Below are 12,414 nucleotides of genomic sequence, written 5' to 3'. Positions count from 1 at the left end.
AGTGCTAGCCAAATATAAAAGTTAGGAAGGGTGTTGCTTTTCCTCTAGGCTAACGTCATTGACGTTAGCCCGAGAAATATTATGCGGAAAGCATGAGTGAATCAGCTTTCGCTTCTAAGTTTGAGTTACCCATTAAGAAGTCATCAATGGCAATCGCACATTCACGACCTTCATTAATACAACGTACTACTAGAGATTGACCGGTACGCATATCACCAGCAGCGAAAACACCTTTCTGGTTGGTTGCGTAACCTTCAGAAGCAACGTTACCGCGCTCATCCAGTTTGATATCAAGCTGAGCAAGTACACCTGTTGGCTCTGGGTGCAAGAAACCCATCGCTAGGAATGCTTGGTCACAAGGAATAACACGCTCTGAGTTTGCTACTTCATCAAAAGTAGGGCGCTCACCAGGAGCTGCGTCTTTCCATACGATGTCTGCGATACGTAGACCCGTCACCTGACCTTGATCGTTACCGATGAACTCTTTGGTTAAGATGTTCCAGTGACGCTCACAACCTTCTTCGTGAGAAGTCGTGGTCTTCATGATCATTGGGTATTGAGGCCATGGCATGTTTGCTGGGCGCTTCTCTGGTGGGATCGGCATGATCTCAACCTGAGTAATGCTCGCTGCTTTGTGACGGTTTGATGTACCCACACAGTCAGAGCCAGTATCACCACCACCGATAACCACAACGTGCTTATCTTTAGCGTGAATCTCTTCTGTTTTAAGATCTAGGTTGTTAGCTCGGCGGTTGTTTTGACCAAGGAACTCCATGGCAAAGTGAACGCCTTTCAACTCACGACCTGGGATTGGCAAGTCACGTGGAACCGTAGAACCACCAGTTAGCAATACCACATCAAACTCTTGGCGTAGTTGCTGAGCGTTAACATCAACACCTATGTGTTGGTTAACTTTAAACTCTACGCCTGCTTCAGCCATTAGGTTGATCTTACGATCAATCACGTCCATACCCAGTTTGAAATCTGGGATACCGAAACGCAGTAGACCGCCAACTTTTTCGTCACGTTCAAATACCGTCACTGAGTGACCAGCGCTGTTTAGCTGCTCGGCTGCGGCTAGACCTGCAGGTCCAGAGCCAACAATCGCTACGGTTTTACCCGTGCGAGAGCGAGGTGTTTTTGGTTTTGCGTACCCTTCACGGTACGCAGTTTCTACAATCGTTTTCTCGATATTACAGATAGTGATTGGGTCTTGGTTAATACCTAGTACACAAGCACTCTCACAAGGAGAAGGACACACACGACCCGTAAACTCAGGGAAGTTATTGGTAGAGCTTAGGATGTTCCAAGCCTCTTCCCAGCTGTCACGATAAACCGCGTCATTGAATTCTGGGATGATGTTACCAATTGGACAACCGCTGTGACAGAAAGGTACGCCACAGTCCATACAACGAGATGCTTGAGTATTGATCTTGTCACCAAACTCTTCGTTAAGTACGAACTCTTTGTTGTCTTCGATACGAACCGATGGGTCGAGCTTCTTTGGAAGCTCGCGACCGTGTTCTAAAAATCCAGTAGGCTTACCCATTATACTGCCTCCACTTCTTCCGTTTGTGCCTGTTGTGCTTCAGCTTTACGCTTCTCAAGAACTGCTTTGTAGTCGCGTGGCATAACTTTAATCAGTGATGCAACACTTGCTTCAAAGTTGTCTAGGAAAGACTGAGCAACTTCACTTCCTGTGAATTCAACGTGCTTGGTTAGCATATCTAGTAGAAGATCTTTATCTTCTTGTTCAATTGGATCTAGGTCTACAAGTTCTGGGTTAAGCTTGGTTTCGAAGTCACCTGCTTTGTCCCAAACATAAGCGACACCGCCACTCATACCCGCAGCAAAGTTACGACCTGTTGAGCCAAGGATAACGGCAACACCGCCAGTCATGTATTCACAACCGTGGTCACCAACGCCCTCAACAACAACCTTCGCACCTGAGTTACGAACACAGAAACGTTCACCAGCCATACCGCGAATGAAAGATTCACCTGAGGTTGCACCGTAGAAACATACGTTACCAACCACGATATTATCTTCAGCAACGATAGAAGACTTCGCGTCTGGGTACAGAACCAAAGTACCGCCAGACAGACCTTTACCCCAGTAATCGTTCGCGTCGCCTTCTACTTCGAACTTAACGCCTTTCGCAAGGAACGCACCGAAAGATTGGCCAGCACTACCGTGGAACTTAACGTTCATTGGTTGTGGTAAACCTTGGTCTTTGTAAACCTTCGAGATTTCGTTCGACAGCATGGTACCCGCTGAGCGGTCCGTGTTGATGATAGGGAAGGTCGCATTTACAGCTTCACCTTTCTCAAGTGCAGGAATTGCCGCTTGAATCAACTTGCGGTCTAGAACGTCTTCTAGGTTGTGGTTTTGTTGTGTCTGGTTGTAGATACCATCTTCTTCACGAGCCTGCTCAATGTGCAGTACAGGTGTTAGATCTAGGTTCTTGTACTTCCAGTGGCCGATGTCGTCACGAACTTTAAGTTTGTGCGATTGACCTACCATCTCATCGATAGAGCGGAAGCCAAGTTCAGCCATAACTTCACGCAGACCTTCAGCCATGTATTGGAAGAAAGTCACTACGTCTTCTACGCGGCCGTCGAAACGCTCACGCAGAGTTTTGTTTTGTGTTGCGATACCAACAGGACAGGTATTCTTGTGACACTTACGCATCATGATACAGCCTTCAACAACCAATGCTGCTGTTGCTACGCCCCATTCTTCCGCGCCAAGTAACGTTGCTACTGCAAGGTCACGTGGTGTTTTCATCTGACCATCAGACTGAACAACGATACGGTTACGTAGGCCGTTTTTCAGTAGTGTTTGGTGCGTTTCTGCTAGACCTAGTTCCCAAGGCAGACCAGTGTGACGGATAGAAGACATCGGAGATGCACCCGTACCACCATCGAAACCTGCGATAAGTACTACGTCAGCTTTCGCTTTTGCTACACCTGATGCAATCGTACCTACACCAGCTTCTGATACTAGCTTCACGTTGACACGGCCGTTACGGTTCGCGTTTTTCAGATCGTAGATCAGCTGAGCCAAATCTTCGATTGAGTAGATATCGTGGTGTGGCGGTGGTGAGATTAGACCTACGCCTGGAGTCGAGTGACGCGTCGCGCCGATCCAGTCATCAACCTTATCACCAGGTAGTTGACCACCTTCACCAGGTTTCGCACCTTGAGCCATCTTGATTTGCAGCTCATCAGCGTTCGATAGGTAGTAAGACGTTACACCAAAGCGACCAGAAGCTACTTGTTTGATTGCTGAACGTTCCCAGTCACCGTTTTCTTTGCGTTCGAAACGTGCTGGATCTTCACCACCTTCACCTGAGTTTGACTTCGCGCCAATGCGGTTCATTGCAACAGCCAGTGTTGAGTGAGCCTCATGCGAGATAGAACCAAAGCTCATTGCGCCAGTAGCGAAACGCTTAAGGATATTCTCGATTGGTTCTACTTCCGCTAGAGGAATAGAGCCTGCAGGGTTTTTGATGAAATCAAGTTGGCTACGTAGCGTTGCTGCGTTGTCGCCTTGGTCATCGACGGCTTTTGCGTACTTCTTGAACTGACCGTAATCTTTGTTACGCGTCGACTCTTGAAGTAGAGAAATCGTTTCTGGGTTGAATAAGTGTTTCTCACCACGTTGTTTCCACTGGTAAACACCACCAACATCAAGGATTTGAGCTGGGATTTCACGAGCTGGGTAACCAACACGGTGACGAACAAGCACTTCACGAGCGATGTCATCGATCGTTAGACCTTGGATACGAGAAACCGTACCAGTGAAGTATTTTTCAACCACTGACTTGCTGATACCAAGTGCTTCAAAGATTTGTGCACCGTGGTAAGACTGCAGTGTCGAGATCCCCATCTTAGAGAAAATCTTCAGTAGACCGCCGTTAACACCTTTACGGTAGTTATCGAAGAACTCACGTGGGTGAACGTTCGGGTCTAGTTTTTTAGTACGTTGTAGTTCAACAATCGTTTCAATTACTAGGTATGGGTTAACTGCGTTTGCACCATAGCCAAGAAGCGTTGCGAAGTGGTGTGTTTCACGTGCATCACCCGTTTCAACCACGATGTCACACTTAGCACGTAGGCCTTTTCGGATTAGGTGGTGGTGTACCGCCCCAACAGCAAGCATTGCTGGAATTGCAGCGTGGTTAGAGTTAACCGCACGGTCAGTTAGTAGGATGATTGAGTAACCATCAATCACGGCATCTTCTGCGTATTGGCAAATACGTTTCAGAGCACGCTCTAACTTACCTTGGTCTCCGTTTGCTTGGAATACGATATCCAACGTCTTCGCTTGAAGGTGCTCGTTATCGATAGCACGCAGCTTTTCTAACTCAGAGTTAGACAGTACTGGAGACTCAAGCTCTACCTTTTGACAGTGCTCAGGTGTTTCAGCGAGTAGGTTCTGATCTTTACCTAGGTAAGTGTTCAGAGACATAACCATACGCTCACGAATCGGGTCGATTGGCGGGTTAGTTACTTGAGCAAACAGCTGTTTGAAGTAGTTTGAAAGGTGCTGCGATTGATGAGAAAGAATCGCTAGCGGCCAGTCAGCACCCATTGCAGAAAGCGGCTCATAGCCGGTCTTCGCAAGAGGTAGAATGATTTCGTTTACTTCTTCAGAGCTCACACCAAACGATTGTTGTTTGTGAAGAAGTTTCTCTGGAGAAGGTTGGCTAAATTCGTTGCTCGCGTCTGGTAGCTTTTTCAAGCTCAGAAGGTTCTCTTCAACCCACTTTTCGTACGGTTGAGATTTCGCGATGCCATCTTTCACTTCTTCATCAGAAATGATGCGGCCTTGCTCTAAGTCAGCAACGAAGATACGACCTGGTTGTAGACGACCACGGTATTCAACGTTTTCTGGTGCAATTTCAACAACACCTGATTCAGACGCCATCACTAGGAAATCGTCTTTGGTCACTGTGTAGCGAGAAGGGCGCAGACCGTTACGGTCAAGGGTTGCACCTACTTGAACACCATCAGTGAAACATACCGAAGCTGGGCCATCCCATGGTTCCATTACGTTCGCGTGGTACTGGTAGAACGCACGACGAGTTGGGTCCATGTTTTTGTTTTCTTGCCATGCTTCCGGGATCATCATCATCAATGCGTGTGGCAGAGTACGACCTGAAAGAACAAGTAGTTCTAGTGCCATATCGAAGTTTGATGAATCCGAGCTACCTTCCTGACAGATAGGCAGTAGCATGTCGATTTCAGCTTGTGTGAATAGATCCGATTCAAGGATCGCTTCACGCGCTTTCATCCAGTTTAGGTTGCCGCGAACCGTATTGATTTCGCCATTGTGCGCGATGTAACGGAAAGGCTGAGCTAGACGCCAACGTGGGAATGTATTGGTAGAGAAGCGAGAGTGTACAAGTGCTAGAGCTGTCACCATGGTTGGGTTTTGCAGATCTAGGAAGTACTGAGGAACTTGTTCTGTTGTTAGCTGACCTTTGTACACCAATGTCTTGTAAGACATTGAGTTAATGTAGAAGTCATCACCGATATTTGAAACGCTTTCTAGACACACGCGAACGGTGTAGTTACGTAGAACGTACAGTTTGCGCTCAAGCTCTTCTGGAGTAATACCAGGGCCGCCAGAGACAAATACGTGTTCAAATTGAGGTTCAGTGCTTAGTGGGTCAGCACCAATCATTGAGTTGTCAGTTGGAAGTTCACGATAGCCGATCACTTCTAACTCTAGGCGTTGTGCATTGCGTTCTAGAATGTCACGACACTGTGCACGTTTGTGTTCATCTTTAGGGAAAAGTACAACACCAACACCATATTTTTCAAAAGATGGCAGTTTAATTCCAAGCTTTACGGCTTCTTCTAGTAAGAATTCGTGCGGCTTCTGTAGCAGGATACCTGCACCATCACCAGAACACGGATCGCAGCCTTGGCCACCACGGTGTTCCATACGTGCAAGCATATCGAGTGCTTGAGTTACTACATCATGAGATTTGCGATTCTTGAGATGCGCAACAAAACCGATACCACAAGCGTCATGCTCCAGTTCAGGAGTATACAGACCCTGTGAGTTCTGCTCTTGATCTACCATAGATACATCCTTCCAGTTAAATCTAGGCGCAACTTCTTTGTATAAAGTCAGCCTTGTCCTTTTATATTTATGAGTCTAAACCTGCCTATGTTGGCGGTTTGAATCCTTTCCGTATCTCGCAGGAAAAGTATTGCGAGAAAAACAATCCTTGGTGATATCCGTTTATTTTTAGCCACAAACTAGTGGTTTATATAGGTGGGAGTTAGATATCACCGACTTATTAGCAAGTTTTTGTTGTAAGTAAATACTCAAAAATAGCCAATGTGTGTAAGTATCCTACAATTTTGTTTAGGCGAATTGCAATGAAAGTTGAACCATGTAGACCATTTTTTTCGTTTTATTTTGAATTTTTTGTCTAACAAATGTGCAACATTAGGCAAATAGAGCCGATTTTTTGCATGTTTATTGATATTTGATAGGTTGCTCGCAAAAAGCCTTGAGTAAACTAATTGGTCGAATTTTGCAGGGATGTAATTTTTTTTCAAAAAAAAGACTGATATTCATTCTTATTTACTTGAGCGCTTTGAAAATATGCAATTACATGAGTTGGTCAATACTATCGGCCAAGATCTTCAACGTCGTTATGGCGAAAAGGTTCATAAACTAACACTGCATGGTGGTTTCAGTTGTCCAAACCGAGATGGAACCATTGGCCGTGGAGGCTGCACTTTTTGTAATGTGGCGTCTTTTGCCGATGAACAAACTCAGGTTCAGAGTATTGCAGAACAACTAAAAGATCGTGCGGGTGAAATTGCTCGTGCTAAGAAGTATCTGGCTTATTTTCAGGCGTACACCAGCACTTATGCTGAGGTGCAAGTGCTCAAGAATATGTATGAAGAGGCGCTAAAAGCACCTGGTGCCGATATCGTTGGTCTTTGCGTGGGCACAAGACCCGACTGCGTACCTGATTCTGTTTTAGAATTATTGGCTGGATACGTAGAAAAGGGGTATGAGATCTGGTTGGAACTCGGTTTGCAAACGGCCAATAACAGCACGCTCAAACGCGTTAATCGTGGTCATGATTTTGCGGTGTATGAAACGATCACCCAACGTGCTCGTGCTCTCGGAATCAAGGTGTGTACTCACCTGATTGTTGGCCTGCCAAAAGAAACTAAAGCGGATAACCTGGAAACACTAGATAAGGTATTAGCGGTAGGAACGGATGGCATCAAACTTCATGGCCTTCATATCGTAGAGGGAAGTACCATGGCCAAGGCATGGAAAGCAGGCAAGCTAGAAGCTCCAAGCCTTGAAGAGTACATCGACATTGCTACCGATATCATTCAGCGTACGCCAGCGGACGTGGTTTACCATCGTGTTTCATCTGCGGCAAGACGCCCTACGTTACTATCTCCGTTATGGTGTGAGAACCGTTGGTTGGCGATGACAGAGATAGGTCGTTCATTAGATAAAACCGGTGCTCAAGGCATTAAAACAGGTTCTGCGTTCGAGTACACATTACCTGTTTTAAACATAACGAATTGATAGAAATGGGTGAAAGTAGGTAACAGCAGATAAAACCAGTAAATAGTGGTAACATTTCCCTCACAGATTTTATGGTATAGATTGAGAGTAGATGGAACTGGTAATGACTTGGTTGTGGGACAGAGCGTATGGCTACGGTGTTTATATCGTTTTCATGTTGCTGATTGCTCTGATCTGCTGGCATCTTTATTCACGTTATCAGTCTCATATTGAAAAGTTACTTCTCTCGACGCCATCCCCTCTATTTTTCGTTGATGTCCGGACCGGCGAGATCTTGTATTCCAACCGTCAGGCAATGCAGTTGCTTGGTATCCGCCAGATTGGCGTAAACTTTCGTTTTCCTACCGTGGAAAGCGAAAATAGTTTCCGTCAATACTTAACCAATCACATCAACTCTCGATCATTTGCTCAGAACTCGCTTTGGGCACTGTCTGAATTTGAGTCCTTCAAGATCAATCTTGTGGGGCGTAAGATCCACTTTAGAAACAAAAAAGCGTGGATGATTCACGCATCACCTTACAAAAACACGAATGAAGAGCAATCCCAAGAGCTGCGTGAACTGAATGTCGCCCGTACCGCTTTGGACTCCCTGTCTGAGTTGATTTATGTAAAGGACCAAAAAGGTGAATTGCTAGCAAGCAATCGCTCCTTCAAGAAGTTTTGGCATGGTCGCCCGGAAGAGGGCACTTTAAGCGTTTCGGGTGGAGCCTTAAAAGGCCGCGTCAGTGAACGTTCATGGACGACTGACCAAGATGGTAAAAGCTGCCTACTTGAAACCTACCAAAGTGTGTTGTTATCTCAGGATGGGGAAAACATCGGCACGCTTTCTATTAGCCATGATGTAACCGACTGGCACGATATGCAGCAGAAACTGCGTGGTGAGATGGAAAAACGTAAAGATACCGAAGTCGCCCTTGCTCAGCGTGACACCATCTTACAAAACATCTTAGAAGCCAGCCCTGACTCGATCGGTATCTTTAATGAAAACATGGTTTACCAAGCCTGTAATAAGCCGTTTGTGGCAGCGCTTGGTATTTCTGAGGTCAGTGATTTGGTCGGTAAGCGCCTTCAGGATGTGGTGCCAAATAGCATGTATATGCGTATCTCAGAGTCCGATCATCAGGTGCTTCATCAAGGGAAATCACTGCGTTATATCGACAAGGTGATCTCTAGTGATGGTGAATACACTTGGTATGACGTGGTGAAGTCGCCATTTAGAGATCCAGCGTCTAGCACTAATGGTGTGTTGATCATGGCTCGCGATATCACCGAGCGTTACCTTGCTGAGCAGAAATTGGAAGAGGCGAACCTTGAGCTTGAGCGTCTCAGCTTTATGGACAGTCTGACTCAGGTTTCTAACCGACGCCGCTTTGATGAACAACTGTCGACCCTGTGGCATTACCATGTACGTGAGAAGTTACCACTTACTATTATGTTGTGTGATATCGACTTCTTTAAAGGCTACAACGACTACTACGGTCACCAACAAGGTGATGATGCGCTGATTCAAGTCTCTCAGGCGTTTAAGAAGGTACTTAACCGTTCGTCAGATTGTGTGGCTCGTTATGGTGGTGAAGAGTTTGGTTTTATTCTGCCAAACACAACCGCGGACGGAGCATTGATGGTCGCACAGCGAATTCATGATGAAGTGCTAAAGCTGGGGCTGATCCATGAAAAATCAACCGTTTCTGAGTTTATTACCGTCAGTATTGGTGTTATCTCTTATGTACCGACTCCTGAAGATGAGATGGAGTCTGCGGTAGCGTTAGCCGACAGTGCGCTTTATCAAGCGAAGTCTGATGGTCGAAATCGTTCGAGCGTGCATCCATCGTCGATTCGCTAAATAAATTTATCACTGACTTAGCCTTTATTTACTTGGGTTATCTGTTTTAAACAATATAACCCAGCTCTCTTGCTGCATGTGATGTAGCTAGCTTACCTCCTATCTTCAAACAGGGTAGAATGTTGCTAGTCTTATCGCATGGAGCGCTAAATGAAACCCATGAAAAATCTCGCCCAGTATTACGTGGATCTACTCGTAAAGCTGGGGATTGTCCGCTTTTCTATCTTACTCGCCTTAGCGCTTGTTGCCCTCGCTGTTGTCGTGCAAGTCGGCATCACTCTCGCACTTAAAGGTAATGTTGATGACATCGACATTGTCCGCTCAGTATTCTTCGGTTTAGTGATCACACCTTGGGCCGTTTACTTTCTGTCAGTGGTTGTTGATCAGCTGGAAGAGTCTCGTCAGCGTTTAGCTAAGTTAGTCTCTAAACTTGGCGACATGCGAGAGCGCGACCAAGAGCTGAATAATAAGTTGCAGCTTAATATCGAGAAGCTTAATCAAGAAATTGAAGAGCGTGAAAAGGCCGAAGAGGCGCGTGCTGAAGCGATGCATGACCTCGAGAATGAAGTATTTCAGCGTGAGCGCACTCAGCTTGAACTTGCAGAGCGAACGGCACTGCTGCGCTCGTTTATCGATGCCTCGCCTGACCTTATTTACTACCGTAATGAGGACGGCGTGTTCTCGGGTTGTAACCGTGCAGTTGAGGAGCTCACTGGCAAGACAGAAAAAGACTTGGTGGGTTTGACACCGTGGGATGTCTACAGCAAAGAAATCGCTCAGCAAGTTGTTGAAACAGATAAGAAAGTTTTTGCTGACAACCAGGCTCTCACCTACGATCAATGGCTTGAGTACCCAGATGGACGTAAGAGCTACTTCGAACTGCGTAAAGTGCCTTTCTACAGCAAAGATGGTCGTCATCTTGGTTTGGTGGGCTTCGGTCGTGATATTACCGAGCGTAAAGAGCATCAAGAGTCCATTGAGAAAGCTAGCCGTGATAAGACCACCTTTATTTCTACTATCAGCCACGAGTTAAGAACACCGCTTAACGGCATTATTGGCTTAAGCCGCATGTTGCTTGATAGCCAACTGACCAGTGAGCAGCGCAAACAGATGCAAACTATCAAGGTGAGCGCGGTAACACTGGGTAACATCTTCAACGATATTATCGACATGGATAAGTTCGACCGTCGCAAGCTTGAGCTATTCCCAACCCCGATCAACTTTGAAGACTTTGTTGTGGAGATCGAAAGTATCTCGGCACTGATGGCTGAACAGAAAGGCTTGAGGTTCGACTTAGAACGATTGTCTGATCTTCCTGTGGCTGTTGAAGTTGATGGTACTCGTCTAAGACAGGTACTGTGGAATCTAGTTAGTAACGCGATGAAGTTCACCAAAGATGGTGGCGTGGTGATGACTGTTAGCGCCGATATTGATGGTGACTTTGCCAACATCACTATGGAAGTTGAAGACACAGGCATTGGTATTCCTGAAAGCGAACTCGAGAAGATCTTCGCGATGTACTATCAGGTGAAATCAGGCACCGATAACTTGCATGCAGTGGGAACCGGTATTGGTCTTGCTGTCTCTAAACAGTTGATCAACATGATGGATGGTGACATTGAGGTAACCAGTGAAGAGGGCTTTGGTAGTACCTTCACGGTTTCGATTCGTGTGCCTGTTAATCATGACACTCAAGCCTTGATTAAGACACCTCGAAAACAGTCGAACCTTAAGATCTTCATGGTTGAAGATATCGAACTCAATATCACGGTTGCACGCTCTCTGTTGGAGAGCCTAGGTCATGAAGTGACGGTGGTGATGACTGGTAAAGAGGCGCAAATTGCCTTCAACCCAGAAGACTATGACTTGGTATTGTTGGATATCCAGCTACCAGATATGACAGGCTTCGATATTGCCCAGTACTACCGTGAGAAATACACCCAATTACCGCCGTTAGTGGCATTGACTGCGAATGTACTAAGTAACAAGCAAGAGTATTTCCAGAAAGGTATGGATGAGGCGATCAGTAAACCGCTATCCGTGAGAGCGATTCAAGATGTGATCAGCGAACTTATCGAGGATGCATCAGAGGCTGTGAAAGAAGCCGGAGCGACCGAAAAGGTAGAGGAGAGTAAGCCGATGATTTCTTCGATTGACACCAGTTTGCTTGATATTGATATGCTAGAGTCTTATGTTGACATTGTTGGACCGAAGCCGGTTTTAGATAGCATCGTGATGTTTGAAGATATGATGCCGGAGTATATGGAAATATTGAACTCCAATATGGTCGCGAAAGACCAAGCCAGTATCGTTTCTGAGGCGCACAAGATTAAAGGCGCTGCAGGTTCAATTGGTTTGAAGCGCATCCAGCAAGTAGCTCAAAAAGCCCAATCTCCAGACCTACCAGCTTGGTGGGAAAATATTTCAGATTGGGTCGATGAGATTAATAACGAATACCAGAATGACATTGAAGTCTTAAAGAGTTGGTTAAACCAAAGGTAGAAGAATAATGAAAAAATTAGCATTCGCCGCATGCGTAGTGGCATTAGCGGGCTGTGCTGCACCACAAGTTGAGTGGCAGCAGGACAACCAAGTTGAAGTATCTGCAGCGACAGTCACAATGAAAAGCAACCTTTGGCACAACAAGATGCCAACGATCGGAGAGACTCAAGACAAGACTCTGCATGGCGCTATCTACCTAGAGTCAGATTCAGAATTACCAGCAACACTGGCGGTGGAAAGCGTGACCGTTAAGCAAGGCGCAGATACCTTGTTAGTAACTGCTGACGATCTTGATCTAAGAACGCACAGCGAGACTCAGTGGGAAGTCGCGTTTGTATGGCAGCTAGAGATCGACAGCGAAAAGCCGGTTGATGTTGCGGTTGAACTGAAAGACGGTGAAACGGTGAAATGGCTGGTGGAGAAAGACGTTAAGGTTGATACGGTTTACTAACCCTTATTCAACTCAGAACAACAAAAAAGGGAGAATG

The 12,414-nt window shown here is 46.0% G+C and carries 6 protein-coding genes; 4 read left to right on the top strand and 2 right to left on the bottom strand.

Going from position 1 to position 12,414, the window contains the following annotated elements:
• Positions 1 to 79: 79 nt before the first annotated feature.
• A complete protein-coding gene (locus tag F0251_RS09190; RefSeq protein ID WP_061033364.1) occupies positions 80 to 1,549 on the bottom strand; it encodes a glutamate synthase subunit beta in 1,470 nt (489 codons plus the stop codon).
• The gene (gene gltB, locus F0251_RS09185) at positions 1,549 to 6,096 is read right to left on the bottom strand and encodes a glutamate synthase large subunit (RefSeq protein WP_171730848.1); all 4,548 of its coding nucleotides are present in this window, start codon (positions 6,094 to 6,096) and stop codon (positions 1,549 to 1,551) included. The genes F0251_RS09190 and gltB overlap by 1 nt, the downstream gene beginning before the upstream one ends.
• Before the next feature lie 531 nt (positions 6,097 to 6,627).
• Between gltB and F0251_RS09180 the strand changes: the two genes are divergently transcribed.
• The 4 genes from F0251_RS09180 to F0251_RS09165 all read left to right on the top strand — a co-directional run bounded on the left by F0251_RS09180 (position 6,628) and on the right by F0251_RS09165 (position 12,377).
• Complete coding sequence (locus tag F0251_RS09180; protein ID WP_105058985.1) at positions 6,628 to 7,581, top strand: TIGR01212 family radical SAM protein; 954 nt, start codon at positions 6,628 to 6,630, stop codon at positions 7,579 to 7,581.
• 91 nt (positions 7,582 to 7,672) lie between these two features.
• Positions 7,673 to 9,424 (top strand): diguanylate cyclase, encoded by a 1,752-nt coding sequence (locus F0251_RS09175; protein WP_105058984.1) that lies wholly within the window; start codon positions 7,673 to 7,675, stop codon positions 9,422 to 9,424.
• A 150-nt stretch (positions 9,425 to 9,574) separates the two neighbouring features.
• Positions 9,575 to 11,926 (top strand): aerobic respiration two-component sensor histidine kinase ArcB, encoded by a 2,352-nt coding sequence (gene arcB, locus F0251_RS09170; protein ID WP_116870022.1) that lies wholly within the window; start codon positions 9,575 to 9,577, stop codon positions 11,924 to 11,926.
• Positions 11,927 to 11,933: 7 nt separating this feature from the next.
• Positions 11,934 to 12,377: a hypothetical protein gene (locus F0251_RS09165; RefSeq protein WP_008222882.1), complete on the top strand. Its 444-nt coding sequence runs from the start codon at positions 11,934 to 11,936 to the stop codon at positions 12,375 to 12,377.
• Positions 12,378 to 12,414: the final 37 nt, after the last annotated feature.

Origin of the sequence: Vibrio sp. 070316B, assembly GCF_013114115.1 — a bacterium.
Lineage (GTDB): Bacteria > Pseudomonadota > Gammaproteobacteria > Enterobacterales > Vibrionaceae > Vibrio > Vibrio chagasii_B.
Note: the sequence above shows the minus strand (reverse complement) of the source record. Positions and strands in the feature narration are given on the sequence as shown.